Origin of the sequence: Heyndrickxia oleronia, from assembly GCF_017809215.1 — a bacterium.
Classification (GTDB): domain Bacteria; phylum Bacillota; class Bacilli; order Bacillales; family Bacillaceae_C; genus Heyndrickxia; species Heyndrickxia oleronia.
In genome coordinates this window covers 4,494,281-4,509,027 of sequence record NZ_CP065424.1, presented here as the reverse complement: position 1 = coordinate 4,509,027, position 14,747 = coordinate 4,494,281, and the positions used below count along the sequence as shown (strand labels likewise).

Below are 14,747 nucleotides of genomic sequence, written 5' to 3'. Positions count from 1 at the left end.
ATGATTTCAAATAAATCAAATTGTCTTTCGCACAAATGAGGTGGAACAAAAATGTTAAAAGATGATTTACTTTCATTTTTAAATAGGGAGACAAAGGATTTTGAATGGGACAATCCGTCAACATCATTTACTGCGTCAAAACTATCAGAATTATTCAATGTTAAACGGAATACTGTCAGTCATTATCTTAATCAATTAGTCCAGGAGGATAAAGTGATTAAGATTAATACAAGACCAGTTTATTTTTTGAGTAAGTTTGTTTTTGAACAAACTTTCTTTACAGTAAATAAGTCTATCTATGACAGCTTACAAGAATTAAAGGAAAGTCAACTTGAGACGGAAATTAATCCATGTCCAGACTTATTTGATGAATTAATAGGTTCGAAGGACAGCTTATATAAAGCGATTGAACAAATTAAAACATCAATTTTCTATCCAGATGGCGGCTTGCCGATCATGATTAATGGTCCAACAGGTGTAGGGAAAAGCTATATTGCGAATTTGATATATCGCTACAGTATTGAAAAAGGAATTCTAGCTGAAGATGCTCCATTTATTAGCTTTAATTGTGCTCAATATGCTAATAATCCTGAATTATTATCAAGTAGTTTATTTGGATATGTCAAAGGTGCCTTTACAGGGGCCGATTCTATGAAAGCAGGCTTGTTAGATGCTGCAGATGGAGGAATCTTATTTCTAGATGAAGTGCATCGATTAAATGAAGAAGGACAAGAAAAGTTGTTTAGCTTTCTTGATCAAGGTGTGTTTCGGAGAATGGGTGAGAACGAAGGATCTCATCAAGCAAAAGTACGTTTTATTTTTGCAACCACGGAAAATTTAGAAAAAAGCTTTCTAAGTACATTCTTACGAAGAATTCCTATTCGTGTCATTATTCCAAGTCTGAATGATAGAAGTGAGAAAGAAAAAAAGCAATTGGCTTATATGTTTCTCATTAATGAATCAAGGAAATTTAGTTTACCATTACGTATATCAAGCAGGGCGCTAGATGTAATAATAAAGCATCATTATTCAGGGAATATTGGAGACTTTAAAAATACAATTAAATATATTACTGCTTCATCCTATATGAAAAATAGAGAGAAGGAAGAAATATCTATCAAGTTACATGATCTACCTGATAGTATTTTAGAGGATACGATTCGATTTGCTGATCAGAAATATAGGCAAAATAATGATATTTTAATTTTCCCGACTTCAACATTAGATCAACTGTACGAATCGAGTTTATCTAGGTTCCAGCAGATAAAAAAAACATATGATAATATTTTAGACTCTTATGACCGCAGTCAAATAAAGCAGCAAGATATGACTGTTTTTGAACAGCAAGTATTCAGCGAAATTCTAGCTCTTTTCGACAAGCTTATTTTCGATACTTCTAAAGAAAATACTAGTGTGATGATGGAAATAACAACAGTGAATGTTCAAGAAATTATCCGTTATCTTGAAAATGCATATAATGTCAAATTTAATGGGAATAGTGTTTATGCAATGGCACATTTTCTTTACTATAAAGGAAATACTGAAATACACTGGACTGATAAACAGGAAATAATAATCACTGACCTGACAAGCTTTGTTGATGAGAATTGCAAAATGGAACAACAACTAGCAAAACAATTTGTTCATTTGCTGGAAAGCAAGCTTGATGTGAAGTTGTATAAGATGGATGAAATATTTTTAACCTTTTATTTACGAAGTATGACGATAGAGCGTACGAATAATAAAGTAAAGGCAGTAATTTTAGCACATGGCTATGCTACTGCTAGCAGTATTGCGAATGTAGCTAATCGTTTACTTCATAAAAATGTCTTTGAAGCGTTTGATATGCCTATTGATGTTTCAGTTGGAGAGATTGCTTCTAGAGTCCTAAATTACATTGAGTCGAATGATGTATCAAAAGGGCTAATTCTTTTAGTAGATATGGGTTCATTAAAGGATATCTATTCACAATTTAAAAAAGAGGTAAATGGACCAGTTGCAATTATTAATAATGTGTCTACACAAATGGCCTTATTCCTTGGAGATATGTTAGGCAAGAATTTATATATAGAAGAAATGATTGAAAGGCTTCAGGATGCAAGTAAAACTGAATATAGTATCATTTATCCGGAAGTAAATAAGGAAAAGGTTATTGTAACTACATGCTTAACAGGAATGGGAACAGCTATTCAAATTCAAAAGCTTCTTGAGGCTAGCATTCCAGAAGAATTAGATATTAAGGTACTTGCTCATGATTATAATCGATTAAAGGAACATGGTACATCAGAAGCTATTTTCCAAATGTATCAGGTACTGTCAATTGTCGGAACAGCCGATCCTGGACTTCCTTTAGTAGACTATATCTCCTTAGAAGATTTAATTTCTGGTCAAGGAGAGGCAAAATTAAGGAAGATATTTAAACCCTTTTTGAATGAAGATTGTATTCAAGTGATAAATAATAATTTAATTAGAAATTTTTCTCTTGAACGTGTAATTGAGTCGATTACTATATTAGATACTGAGAAAATTCTAACGCATGTCGAAGCGTTTCTTCATCAATTAGAAGTACAATTAAATAAGCGTCTTACTAATGATAAAAAATTAGCTTTGTATGTACATATGAGCTGTTTGGTTGAGAGACTGATTCGGCAGGCACCGATTGAAACTTATACAAATATTGAGGAATTCGAACAGTGTCAAAAAGAAATGATATATTCTATTAAAGAGGCATTTAGTGTCATTGAAAATATTTATAATGTCAAAATCAATATAGCAGAGATTGGTTATATTTACGATTACTTAATTGCTGAACCTACTGATAGTAGTGAATTTTAATATTATTTGAAACATTTTGTCGAGGCGTGCCACTATTTTGGCACGCTTCTTGCATTTCTATAAGATAAGAGGATTCGAACAAGGAGGTGAGGCATCGATGAGATACTTTGTATTCGCATCCCATGGAACATTTGCTGATGGAATTCTAAATTCATTAGAACTAATAACAGGCAAGCATGATAATGTTTGGACCATTAATGCTTACATAAATGAAAAGGAGGATATTAAAGATCAAATATCAGCAGTTGTTAATCGCATTGCGGCAGAAGATGAATTAGTGGTCGTGACAGATATTTTTGGTGGAAGCGTCAATAATGAATTTATGAATCTATTAAATAATAAAAATATCCACTTAGTTGCAGGATTAAATTTGCCATTAGTAATTGAACTGGTAACTATGAGCGTGATAGAGAAAGATACAAAAGCCTTAATAAAGAGAGCATTGGAAAATGCAAAAAGCTCAATTCAATACTGCAACATAGAATTAGATAAGCTCAATGAAGATGATGAATTTTAAGAGAAGGGAATATTGAAAATGATTAAATTACTGCGTGTAGATCATCGATTATTACATGGTCAAGTTGCTTTTTCTTGGACACAAAATATTGGGGCAGATTGCATATTAATAGCAAATGATGATGTTCCTGTTAATGAGTTACGCAAAACGACAATTAAGCTTGCTAAGCCACAAGGAATCAAACTAGTGATAAAAAATATTGAAGACTCTATTCAAGCATTGCAAAGTGGAGTAACAGATAAATATAAGCTGTTCATCGTAGTTGAATCAGTAGCAGACGCCGAAAAAATTGTAAGTGCTTTCCCTGAAATTAAGCAGGTGAATCTTGGAGGAGTGAAAGCAAAAGAAGGAACTAGAAATATTTCGAAAGCAGTTAACCTCTTACCTGAAGAGGAGGAACTAGTGAAAAAGATGGTAGGTCAAGGTGTTGAAGTGGAAATCAGACAGGTTCCAAATGACAAAAAGATTTTTGCACAAAACGTACTATAAAATGAATCTTCTAAAGGAGGTTGAGATATGCTTACTGCATTATTGCTCGGTCTTGTAGCTTTTATTGCGCAAAGCGAATATGCCTTAGGGACAAGTTTATTATCCCGACCAGTCGTAACAGGGTTACTAATTGGACTTGTTATGGGGGATATTAAAACGGGTCTCATTATGGGTGCAACATTAGAGTTGGCATTTATAGGTTCATTTTCGGTTGGGGCGGCCATTCCCCCTGATGTTGTCACAGGAGGAATATTAGGTACTGCATTTGCTATATCTTCTAATGCAGGGCCTGAAACAGCCTTACTATTAGGATTGCCGATTGCCACGTTAACACTTGTGTTAAAAAATATTTATTTAGGTCTTTTCTTGCCATTTCTATCACATAAAGCTGATAAGTATGCCGAAAATGGGAATACGCGTGGTGTGGAAGCCATGCATTTAATTGGTGGCTTTGGACTTTCTTTCATGCTTGCTTTAATTGTTACCATCTCATTTTATGTAGGTAGTGATGCTATTAAACAAGTGCTAGATGCTATTCCTGCATTTATTCAAACGGGGCTTCAAGTCGCTACTGGTATTCTTCCAGCACTAGGTTTTGCGATGTTAGCAAGATTATTGATTAATAAACAAGTGGTTCCTTATTTCTTCCTAGGATTTATCATCGCTGCTTACTTAGGTGTACCTGTCACAGGTATTGCGATATTAGGGGCTATAATTGCTGTCATTATGGTAAATGTCATGAATACTAAAAAGCCTCAAGTGGCTACAAATGAAGGGGGAGGGGTAAATTATGACGATGATGAAGACTTCTGATTATGAAAATCAAGATGCAACAGATAGTCCAGAATTAACGAAAAAGGATCTTCGCCGCTTATTTTGGCGTTCCTTTCAAATGGAATTTTCATGGAATTACGAACGACAAATGAACTTAGCGTATACGTACGCGATGATTCCAATTTTAAAAAAATTATATAAGAAAAAGGAAGACTTATCGAATGCATTAATGCGTCATTTGGAGTTTTTTAATACGACACCTCATATTGTAACGATGATGCTAGGTGTATCTGCAGCAATGGAAGAACAAAATGCTAAAGATAAAAATTTTGATCCATCCACTATTAATAATGTGAAGGCATCATTAATGGGACCACTTGCTGGTCTAGGCGATTCATTCTTTTGGGGAACTTTGCGCCTAATCGCAACAGGTGTAGGTACTTCCCTTGCGTTACAGGGGAGTATTCTTGGCCCCATTTTGTTTTTACTTATTTTTAATATTCCTCATCTCATCGTTCGGTACCTTTTAACAGGCTTCGGCTATAAGATGGGAACAGGCTTTCTGCAACGTCTTCAAAAAAGTGGCGCAATGGGAAGTTTAACATTCGGAGCAGCTGTTCTTGGGTTAATGGTTATTGGAGGTATGAGTGCTTCAATGATCAGTATCCATGTACCTTTAAAAATTGGTAGTGGTGAGGGGGCCTCTGGTGTTCAAGATATATTAAATAATATTATGCCGGGACTATTGCCATTGTGTGCATTTGGTATCATTTATTGGCTGTTAGGTAAGGAAGTAAAAGCGACAACCATTCTCCTAGGTATAGCTATTGTTGGCATATTAGGAGCATGGATTGGGGTTTTTGGAGCCTAATTATATATAAGTATATGGATGAAAGGAGTATTTTGCATGAAGGAAACGATGATGACTTATATACATGAAGAGAAGGACGTATGTGAGGCAATTGTAGCGAGTTTTCAAGAAAAAACAAAGGCTTTTAGACAGCTAATAGAAAAAAGTAAACCTAAAAACTGGCTAGTACTTGCAACGGGATCAAGTTCAAATGCCATGCTCAGTGCAAAATACTATATAGAAAAAGTTGCTGGAATATCGATTGAAATTCAAGAGCCATTTAATTTTGTACACTATGAAACTCTTAGGGATTCTATTGATTTTGTCATTGCTGTTTCACAAAGTGGTCATAGTTATTCAACTATTGAAGCTTTGAAAAAGGTACAAAAAGAGGCAAAAATTCCAACGGTAGCTTTAACATCACAATTAAATAGTCCAATTGTAAATTATGCAGATTTGGTTCTTGATATTGGCTGTGGGACGGAACATGTAGGTTTTGTAACAAAGGGATTTACTGCTACTGTGTTAACCTCCATGCTCTTAGGAATTGTCACCGGAAATGTACTAGGTAGATTAGATGAAATGGCGATGGACAACGAGATTCAAGCTTTAAAAAAGCAAATCAAAGAAATTCCTTCTATTATTGAGAAAACAGAAGAATTTTATAAAAAGCATGCAGCTGAATTACATGAAATTCAACGTTTTTCAGCAATAGGCTATGGACCTACTGTAGGGACTGCCAAAGAATTTGAAACAAAATTCACTGAAACGGTAAGAGTGCCCTCGCAGGGATTCGAATTAGAAGCCTATATGCACGGCCCATATTTAGAGGTTAATTCCAATCATGGCTTAATTTTTCTTCAAACCGAAAGTAAACTTTCGGAAAGAGCCAGTAAATTAAAGCAATATTTCCAAGCATATACAGATCATTGTTTTACCATCACTAGCCTAAAACAAAAAGGTGATGAAAAAACATTAGCATTAGACTTGGAAGTTAACGAATTTATGAGTCCACTTGTGATGGTGATTCCGTTTCAACTGTTATCTTACCGAATTGCAACTGGAAAAGGAATCGATCTAGGAATTAGAATCTTTGATGACTTTGATAAAGTGTTAAAAAGTAAGATTTAAATAAATACTGATCAATTAAAATAATAAACTAAAAAGGTTAGGAGAATGATGATGCTTAAATTTGATGAAAATGTATATTTAGAAAATGCACGACTTACTTATGAAACACGTGATGAAATTGAAAAGGTTGCAGATGAAATTACTCAACAGGGCTTTAAAAACATCTTTTTTATTTCTGTAGGTGGTTCTATATCGCTTATGTGGCCAATTCAGGAAATGTTAAAGCAAATGACAGATATTCCTGTCTTTTCAGAACAGGCAGGAGAAATTATTTTAACTGGACATAAGCAATTAACGAAGGATTCCATCGTGGTTATGGCCTCAAAATCCGGTGATACAAAAGAAACAGTAGCAGCGGCAGAATGGTGTAAAGAGCAAGGTTATCGTGTAGTATCACTTGTAGGTACGCCAAATACGCCACTAGAAAAGGCGAGTCACTGGGTTATTCCAAATAAGGCTAAAAATGGTGTGGAATTCGAATATATGCAATTGTTCATGCTACTCTTTAAATTAGTTCATAATAAAGGTCAATTTCCTGCTTATCAAAAATTTGCTGATCAGCTTGAAAAGCTTCCAGAAAACCTGCTTCGCGCAAAAGAAAAGTTTGAACCGATTGCAGACGAAATTGCTAAAACCTACCATAAAGAAAACTATAATATTTGGATTGGCGATGGTGAGATGTGGGGAGAGGTGTACCTATTCTCTATGTGTATATTAGAAGAAATGCAATGGGTGCGTACGAAAGCAGTATCATCATCAGAATTCTTCCATGGGACACTTGAATTAGTGGAAGAGGATGTTCCAGTATTTTTAGTAAAAGGGGAAGGGAAGCGTAGAATACTAGATGATCGTGTGGAAAAATTTTGTCAACAATATACGAAAAAGCTAGTTGTTATTGATACGAAAGACTATGAATTAAATGGGATAGATGATGAGTTTCGTTGGATCTTAGCACCGACAATTTCATCCACTCTTTTAGTTGATCGATTAGCCCGCTATTATGAAAAATATACTGGTCATGATTTAGATATGCGTCGTTACTATCGTCAATTTGATTACTAATATGGTAATATAAGGCAGAGCGTCATATTCTCTGCCTTATTTTTATAAGTATTTTTTAATGAGTAGTATTGTCGAATGAGAAAGTCCTTTTGGTAATTAGAGCTAATCATACCATTTAAAAATAGGAAAAGTTATGATTGAGTTGTATGTGGAACATTCTTTTGATGTACACAGGAAGATAAGAAAGTAATTAACGAAAGGGTGGTAGTTTAATGAAGCCAATTCGGTTAGTAATTTTTGATATGGATGGTTTATTATTTGATACAGAACGACCCTCATTTCTTGCAATGAAAGAGGTAATGAAAAAACAAGGATATCAGTTTACGATAGAAAATTATCGGCAAATGATTGGACTTTCTGGACCTAAAAGTAATATCGTTTTACAAGAAATATATGGTAAAGATTTTCAGTTTCATAGAATTTCTGATGATTACAATGAAACGTTTAAAAGAATACTCGAGTCAGAAGGATTAGCTATTAAGCCGGGAGCTAATGAATTACTAGATGCGATTGAGCAAAAAGGGTTAAAAAAATGTATCGCTTCATCCAGCAGTAGGGAAACGATTCAACAACATTTAATTAAAACTGGATTGGAATCAAGATTTGACTTCTTTGTAAGTGGGGATGAAGTAGAATTTGGTAAGCCTCATCCTGATATTTTTATTGAAGCTTGTAACCGTGCTAATGAAAAACCAGATTCAGCCTTAGTTTTAGAAGATTCATTGAATGGACTAAAAGCAGCTTATGGTGCAAATATTAAGTGTATTATCGTTCCAGATCTGATTCAACCAAATGAAGAAATGAAACAAAAAGCATTTTCAATTGTTAAGGACTTATCACTAGTAGTATCCTACATTGAATAAATAAGACGGATAATCTTGCTCCATAAAACAAGGGTTATTTGATAAGTATGATATATTTATCAGATAACCCTTCGACTTTTTATTATATTAAATTTTGTTCTTGAAGGATTTTCTTCAGTAATGCTTGGCAACCTTCTGTTATTAGTTCATAGGTTTCCTCGAAATTGCCAGTATAATATGGATCAGGAACATCTTTTTTTAGCTCAGTTAAATCAAGTAAACGAATGATTTTTGGATGCTTAGGCTGATTTAACATCGTATATATATTTGATAGATTACTCTCGTCCATTCCAATAATGTAATCAAATCTTTCGAAATCCTCTTTTTTTAATTGACGTCCGAAAAGTCCCTCAGCTGAAATGTTATTTTCTTTAAGAATAGTAAGTGTCCCTTGGTGGGGGCTATCTCCTATATGCCAGGATCCAGTTCCTGCAGAATCAATCATAATTTTATCAGTCAACTGTGCCTTATTAACCATATGTCGAAATACAGCCTCTGCCATTGAAGAACGACAAATATTGCCTAAGCAAACAAATAAGACGTGAACCATATAGCCCATCTCCTTTTTCGTTTATTATATAAGAATAGAAAAATTAGTGCGAATGTTTTTATATGAAGCTTTTGCGATTATAAAGTGAAGGGAGAAGACCATATTGTCAATAGGGTGGTAGGATTGAGGACATCAATTTACTTTAGTTTATCTTCAAATAACTAAATAGAGTAAGTTGATTATTAACTATTTGTTCATTTATTTTTTTGTAACCTAATCTCTCATAAAAGTGACAATTTCTTTGGTTAGCCTTTGGTATCTAGAGACTCCAAACAGTGGTACCTTCATATAGCTTCTCGATTAGTTTAATGATTTCGGTTCCATAGCCGTTTAGATTTTGACTCGAATTTTTAAATTCAGAGATAACGAACAGTATCAAATACTGTTCGTTATCTCAAATAGCCACAATGTTTGAGAAAAGTCCCTAATCCAAAGAAGCGGCTATTCTTTATTTTTCACATGCATAATTATCATGATCACGATCCATTTTTGCTTTGTAAGTAGAGTGTGTACTTGGTACTCCATCTGGATATTTCTCTCTTAATTCTGTGCAGTTGGTAAAAAATTCCGTACTACCTGTTTCAGATGTAGGTGATGTTGTTCTTTTTGATGCTGCGTTTTTTGACTCAGTCGGTATGGGCGTCTAATCAGTGATTAGTACTTGATTTTTTTACATCAGTAGCACAACCATTAAAGCCTCTATCTGTTACGAGTCCTTTATTAGACCATATCCGTAAACCACGCTCTTGGGCAATTTTTTCATCTTGTTTAAATTGATCAAGATATTTATACGTTGGTTCATAAATGTATGCAACTCGAGCATAGCCTTCTTTTAATAGAGTTTCTTGAACCGATTTTCCATCAACAAAAACATAGGCTAGTAGGCGCCCGTATTTATCTCTTTCATTTCCATTATCAAATTCTAGAGATAAATCTCCACTCGAAACTAATTGTTCGTTTTTTTCGGAAGCACTTTTTGCATATGGTTGAACACAAGTTCCTGGTTTTTTCGATTCGGGTGTATCTATTAATAAATAGCGAACCGTTTCCGCTTTCCCCTTATAAAGCACTTTTATTGTGTCTCCATCTACAGTTCGTGTTAATTGTACCGAGACACGTTGATTGTCAGAAGTACCCTTAGATCCATTTTTTTGCTCATTAGATATATTATCAGCTTTTTTATTTTGATCTTCTTGTGTCTTTTCCACCTGTACACTATTTGTGACTTTTTCAGGGGTATTGATAACTCCTTTATAGACTAAAACAACAAGAATAACAGCGATAACAAAGCCAATTCCTCCAAATTTCCGCTTACTCAAAATCCTGATCTCCTTTTATAAAATTTGCATTTTATCTGGGCTGATAAAAAGGAGTCTTACAGATGTCAATATTAAAAAGACTCACGAAGCCAATTATACAATAAATAGGTAAGGAACTGTTTTAACAATTGGGTTTTACTTCAACTGTCCATTCGAATGGATCTGGCTCATTACCATTTTGAATACTAGTGATTGTATGATAAAGCTTTTTTGACAATGCTCCAGTCTGACCATCGTTAATCACCATTTTTTCACCTTCCCAATTCAATTCCCCAACAGGAGAAATAACTGCAGCTGTACCTGTTCCGAAGATTTCCTCAACTAACCCTTTTTTGTAGCTTTCATAAATCTCATCAATAGATATCCTGCGCTCAGTAACAGGAACACCCCAGTGATTTAAAAGCTGAATGACTGAGTTTCTTGTAACGCCTTCTAGGATACTGCCATTTAAGGCTGGTGTGACTACTTCTCCATTGATTTTAAAGAAGATGTTCATACTTCCTACTTCTTCAATGTACTTTTTCTCAATTCCATCCAACCAAAGAACCTGTGAATAGCCTAGTTTTTCTGATACTTCCTGTGCTTTCAGACTCCCTGCGTAATTTCCTGCAGTTTTCGCCTTTCCTGTACCACCAGCAACAGCACGAACATATTCACGCTCTACAAATATCTTTACTGGATGAATTCCTTCCTTATAGTAAGATCCGACAGGGGAAAGGATAATCATAAATCGATAGGTTTTTGATGCGGCTACTCCTAAGTATGGTTCTGTTGAGATGATAAAAGGACGGATATAGAGGGAAGTTCCCTCAGCTGATGGAATCCAATCTTGATCCATGCTAATTAATTGTTTTAAGCAATCTAAAATAAATTCTTCTTCAATTTGTGGTATACATAAGCGATCATTCGACATATTCAATCTTTCCATATTTTTTTCAGGTCTAAATAAAAGCACCCTGTTATCTTGTGTTTTGTATGCTTTAAGCCCTTCGAATACGGTTTGTCCATAGTGGAAAATCATAGCAGCAGGATCTAAGGAGATAGGCTGATAAGGTACAATTCGGGGATCATGCCATCCTGTTCCTTCTGTATAATCCATTATGAACATATGGTCTGTAAAGTGTTTTCCGAATTCAAGTTGATTAGGATCAGGCTTTTGTTTTTTTTCTTGATTTTCGATGATAGTAATTGAATAATCTCTCATTTTTAGTCCCTCTTTATCTATAAAATTTATTTTTAAGTTTTATTATTCCACCAATTTTCTAATAAATCAATTTTATTTAGTAAATAAAAATACTCCCCCTCAAAAAAGAAGAGGAGAGATTTAGGTAAGAATAACAAAAAGAATAAGCAGCATTCATTCGAAAAATAATCTTGTCACCAGGTTCAAATTGATTTAAAGGACACAACCACTTTTTTAGATACAACATCTTGTTAGACCGATAGAAAATTATTACTAACTGAAACTTTTACAATAGTTGCTTCAAATTTACCTGATGTGTCTTTCTCAAAACCGCGGGCGCTTACAATTCATAAACTTCCTAATAAAACCCTAGTCAAATTTCACTATATGATCTAAATGAACTGTCTAGTTTTGTTAACAAAATTGTGAATAATAGGAATATACATAACGGAAAATGAAATGCTCATTATGTTACAATTGATATATAACATAAATCATATCGAGTGGAGGGAATATCATTGAAATGTCCTGTTTGTGATAATGTAAGTATGAAAGAAATAGAAAAGGAAAATGTATTAATTGATATTTGTCCTAATTGTAAAGGTGTTTGGTTAGATCGGGGAGAATTAGAAAAAATTACACAGGGCTTGAAAGATGATCAACAATATTATCAGTCTTATCCATCAGAAGAAAGATCCTACCAGGAAAAACACTATTCTAAAGAATATGATAAAAAATATAACAAACATTCCTATCCACCGAAACATAAAAAGAAAAAATCAATGATGGATATTCTTGGTGATTTATTTGACTAATTAGAGGTGTCTCTCCTTTTATGGGGAGGCACTTTTTATTAGTCCAATTCATTATCGAATGTATAAATATGCTAGTTAATAGGTATTAATTTCCTAACCATTGACTACGATTATAAAAAATGAAATAATAACATGAAAATATTCCTTTTTTCGACAAATTCAGACAGTTTAATTTATCCAAGGTAGTGGAGGGGAATATCATGGGTTCCGATGGCAAAGAGGCAAATAAAGGAATAATGGATTCAGTAGAGATAAAAAAGTATGAACAAGATGATCATTTGACTAGTTTTTATCAAGCATACCAGGCCATTTTAGATCATCACCCTGATCTTGTATTTACATTAGATTTAACAGGGAATGTTCTATCATTTAATAATAAGGTCCCCTCAATGTTTGGATATGATAGTAGTGAAATAAGTGGTTCGTTTAAAAAGTATGTAGCACCAGAATCATTAGATCATTCCATCTATTACTTTCAACAAGCATGTAATGGTAGACCTGAAAATTATGACATTGCCTTACTACATAAAAATGGATCTGCCATTGAAGTAAATATTAATTTAATTCCTATTATTAAACACAAAAAGATCGTTGCTATATTTGGTATTGCTAAAGATATAACGAAAAGTAAGGGAATTGAAAAGAAGCTCAAAGAAAATGAAGAGCAGTTTAAAAAAATTTGTAATAATTTAGAAGTATGTATTTGGTCACAAGATCTTAAAACTAAAAAAATATTATTTGTTTCTGAAGGACTTTATAATATTACAGGTTATTCTTCTGAGGAGATGATGACCAATTCCTTTCTATGGAAGGATATTATTTATGAGCAAGATCATTCCATTTATTTTGAGAAGCAAAGTGAGTTAAAGAAAGGGAAATCCATTCATCATCAGTACAGAATCATTCATAAGAATGGTTCGATTCGTTGGCTGCAGGATCAAACGATTCCTTTTATAAACGAAAAGGGAGACATTACAAGACTGGATGGAATTATTTCGGACATAACAGAACAAAAAAGCAATGAGGAGCAAATTGCTTATTTTGCCTATCATGATTATTTGACGGATTTACCGAATAGAAGAATGTTTGATGAAGTATTGCAATCATTGATTGAGGATTCACAGGAAAAAAATCAATCATTTGCCGTTATTTTTCTGGATATGGATCGATTCAAATACATTAATGACTCTTTAAACCATGATATTGGCCATGAACTATTGATACAGATCGGACACCGATTAGTTGAAATGATACCTGATAAAGAATTGGTTGCTAGAATCGGTGGGGATGAATTTGCCATTTTGTTAAGAAATAACAAGTATATTTATGATTTAAATCAAGTAGGGGAACAAATTATTAAAGGAATAAAAGAACCGTTTACTATAAATGATTATGAGCTGTATGTTTCTGCAAGTGTAGGGATTTGTCAATATCCTTTAGATGGTAAGGATGCATGGACTTTACTAAAAAATACAGATAGTGCTCTTTATCGAGCAAAGGATCTTGGGAAGGATAATTATGTTATATATTCCCAATCAATAATGAAGTGTCCAAATAAATCTACATTCTTTGATAAGGATGTAAGAAGAGCATTAACTAACAATGAGTTTAGGGTTGATTTTCAACCTAGAATTGATGTTAAAACAAATAAAATGGTTAGTGCTGAGGCATTAATACGTTGGGAGCATCCAGAACGAGGACTTGTCCTTCCAGGAGAATTTATTCCTTTTGCTGAAGAATCAGGCTTAATTGTAGACATTGGAGACTGGGTTATTCGATATGTATGTGAACAAATAAGACATTGGCAAGTTCAATCCATACCGGTCGTCCCTGTTTCAATTAATATTTCACCGAAAAGTTTCTTGAAAAGAAACTGGAGTATAGGTGTAATGCAAATTTTGCAAGATACTGGGGTTAGTCCAAACTTGCTTGAATTTGAAATCACTGAAAGAATTATTATGCAAAATGAAAAGATAGTCTATGATTCGATAAAAGATTTTAAAGAAAGAGGGATTACATTCTCTTTAGATGATTTTGGTACAGGATATGCTTCTATTACCTATTTGAAACAATTTCAATTTGAATATGTTAAGATTGATCGTTCGTTAATACAAAATATTCATTTGGACTCTCAAGATGCTGCCCTAACAAAGGCAATTATTGAATTAGCACATGGGCTAAGGATGAAGGTTGTTGCAGAAGGAATTGAAACAGTTGAACAATTTCAGATTCTACAATCGTTTCAATGTGATGAAGTACAAGGGTATTTATATAGTAAGCCTTTAAAGACTGAGCAGTTTGAATCATTTATGAGTAAGGGGATCCATTAAAATCGATGATTAGGGATGAAAGGAGTTTA

Annotated in this window: 14 protein-coding genes; 10 read left to right on the top strand and 4 right to left on the bottom strand. The window is 33.8% G+C overall.

The features are described from left to right. Positions 1-51: 51 nt before the first annotated feature. From I5818_RS22650 to I5818_RS22615, 8 genes are all read left to right on the top strand, one after another. Positions 52-2,835 carry a sigma-54-dependent transcriptional regulator gene (locus tag I5818_RS22650; protein ID WP_058003213.1) on the top strand — a complete coding sequence of 928 codons (2,784 nt, stop codon included), beginning with the start codon at positions 52-54 and terminating at the stop codon, positions 2,833-2,835. 97 nt (positions 2,836-2,932) lie between these two features. After that, entirely contained in the window at positions 2,933-3,352 is a 420-nt protein-coding gene (locus tag I5818_RS22645) for a PTS sugar transporter subunit IIA (RefSeq protein ID WP_058003212.1), read from the top strand. Between the two features lie 18 nt (positions 3,353-3,370). After that, positions 3,371-3,841, top strand: a complete 471-nt coding sequence (locus tag I5818_RS22640) for a PTS sugar transporter subunit IIB (RefSeq protein WP_058003211.1) — start codon at positions 3,371-3,373, stop codon at positions 3,839-3,841. A 27-nt stretch (positions 3,842-3,868) separates the two neighbouring features. Further along, the gene (locus I5818_RS22635; protein WP_071976426.1) at positions 3,869-4,654 is read left to right on the top strand and encodes a PTS mannose/fructose/sorbose/N-acetylgalactosamine transporter subunit IIC; all 786 of its coding nucleotides are present in this window, start codon (positions 3,869-3,871) and stop codon (positions 4,652-4,654) included. After that, a complete protein-coding gene (locus I5818_RS22630) occupies positions 4,632-5,486 on the top strand; it encodes a PTS system mannose/fructose/sorbose family transporter subunit IID (protein ID WP_058003209.1) in 855 nt (284 codons plus the stop codon). Before I5818_RS22635 ends, I5818_RS22630 begins: the two co-directional genes overlap by 23 nt. A gap of 36 nt (positions 5,487-5,522) precedes the next feature. Beyond that, a complete protein-coding gene (locus tag I5818_RS22625; protein ID WP_078110366.1) occupies positions 5,523-6,596 on the top strand; it encodes an SIS domain-containing protein in 1,074 nt (357 codons plus the stop codon). Between the two features lie 45 nt (positions 6,597-6,641). Further along, positions 6,642-7,658: an SIS domain-containing protein gene (locus I5818_RS22620; RefSeq protein ID WP_209391822.1), complete on the top strand. Its 1,017-nt coding sequence runs from the start codon at positions 6,642-6,644 to the stop codon at positions 7,656-7,658. Between the two features lie 212 nt (positions 7,659-7,870). Continuing rightward, positions 7,871-8,521, top strand: a complete 651-nt coding sequence (locus I5818_RS22615) for an HAD family hydrolase (protein WP_078110365.1) — start codon at positions 7,871-7,873, stop codon at positions 8,519-8,521. A gap of 82 nt (positions 8,522-8,603) precedes the next feature. On the opposite strand, the gene I5818_RS22610 is transcribed toward I5818_RS22615, so the two are convergent. The 4 genes from I5818_RS22610 to I5818_RS22595 all read right to left on the bottom strand — a co-directional run bounded on the left by I5818_RS22610 (position 8,604) and on the right by I5818_RS22595 (position 11,594). Beyond that, complete coding sequence (locus tag I5818_RS22610) at positions 8,604-9,071, bottom strand: low molecular weight protein-tyrosine-phosphatase (protein WP_078110364.1); 468 nt, start codon at positions 9,069-9,071, stop codon at positions 8,604-8,606. Between the two features lie 448 nt (positions 9,072-9,519). After that, positions 9,520-9,708, bottom strand: coding sequence for an excalibur calcium-binding domain-containing protein (locus tag I5818_RS22605; protein ID WP_078110377.1), 189 nt, complete (start codon positions 9,706-9,708; stop codon positions 9,520-9,522). A 10-nt stretch (positions 9,709-9,718) separates the two neighbouring features. Beyond that, positions 9,719-10,390, bottom strand: coding sequence for a thermonuclease family protein (locus tag I5818_RS22600; RefSeq protein ID WP_276514085.1), 672 nt, complete (start codon positions 10,388-10,390; stop codon positions 9,719-9,721). Positions 10,391-10,511: 121 nt separating this feature from the next. Then, complete coding sequence (locus tag I5818_RS22595) at positions 10,512-11,594, bottom strand: branched-chain amino acid aminotransferase (protein WP_078110363.1); 1,083 nt, start codon at positions 11,592-11,594, stop codon at positions 10,512-10,514. Between the two features lie 497 nt (positions 11,595-12,091). Between I5818_RS22595 and I5818_RS22590 the strand changes: the two genes are divergently transcribed. Then, complete coding sequence (locus I5818_RS22590; protein WP_058003202.1) at positions 12,092-12,388, top strand: TFIIB-type zinc ribbon-containing protein; 297 nt, start codon at positions 12,092-12,094, stop codon at positions 12,386-12,388. A gap of 200 nt (positions 12,389-12,588) precedes the next feature. Next, positions 12,589-14,718: a sensor domain-containing protein gene (locus tag I5818_RS22585; RefSeq protein WP_078110362.1), complete on the top strand. Its 2,130-nt coding sequence runs from the start codon at positions 12,589-12,591 to the stop codon at positions 14,716-14,718. Positions 14,719-14,747: the final 29 nt, after the last annotated feature.

What these genes read in the sequence shown, in the direction of transcription:
- I5818_RS22650 (WP_058003213.1), top strand. Translation starts at nt 52, where the DNA reads ATGTTAAAAGATGATTTACTTTCATTTTTAAATAGGGAGACAAAGGAT.
- I5818_RS22645 (WP_058003212.1), top strand. Translation starts at nt 2,933, where the DNA reads ATGAGATACTTTGTATTCGCATCCCATGGAACATTTGCTGATGGAATT.
- I5818_RS22640 (WP_058003211.1), top strand. Translation starts at nt 3,371, where the DNA reads ATGATTAAATTACTGCGTGTAGATCATCGATTATTACATGGTCAAGTT.
- I5818_RS22635 (WP_071976426.1), top strand. Translation starts at nt 3,869, where the DNA reads ATGCTTACTGCATTATTGCTCGGTCTTGTAGCTTTTATTGCGCAAAGC.
- I5818_RS22630 (WP_058003209.1), top strand. Translation starts at nt 4,632, where the DNA reads ATGACGATGATGAAGACTTCTGATTATGAAAATCAAGATGCAACAGAT.
- I5818_RS22625 (WP_078110366.1), top strand. Translation starts at nt 5,523, where the DNA reads ATGAAGGAAACGATGATGACTTATATACATGAAGAGAAGGACGTATGT.
- I5818_RS22620 (WP_209391822.1), top strand. Translation starts at nt 6,642, where the DNA reads ATGATGATGCTTAAATTTGATGAAAATGTATATTTAGAAAATGCACGA.
- I5818_RS22615 (WP_078110365.1), top strand. Translation starts at nt 7,871, where the DNA reads ATGAAGCCAATTCGGTTAGTAATTTTTGATATGGATGGTTTATTATTT.
- I5818_RS22610 (WP_078110364.1), bottom strand. Translation starts at nt 9,071, where the DNA reads ATGGTTCACGTCTTATTTGTTTGCTTAGGCAATATTTGTCGTTCTTCA.
- I5818_RS22595 (WP_078110363.1), bottom strand. Translation starts at nt 11,594, where the DNA reads ATGAGAGATTATTCAATTACTATCATCGAAAATCAAGAAAAAAAACAA.
- I5818_RS22585 (WP_078110362.1), top strand. Translation starts at nt 12,589, where the DNA reads ATGGGTTCCGATGGCAAAGAGGCAAATAAAGGAATAATGGATTCAGTA.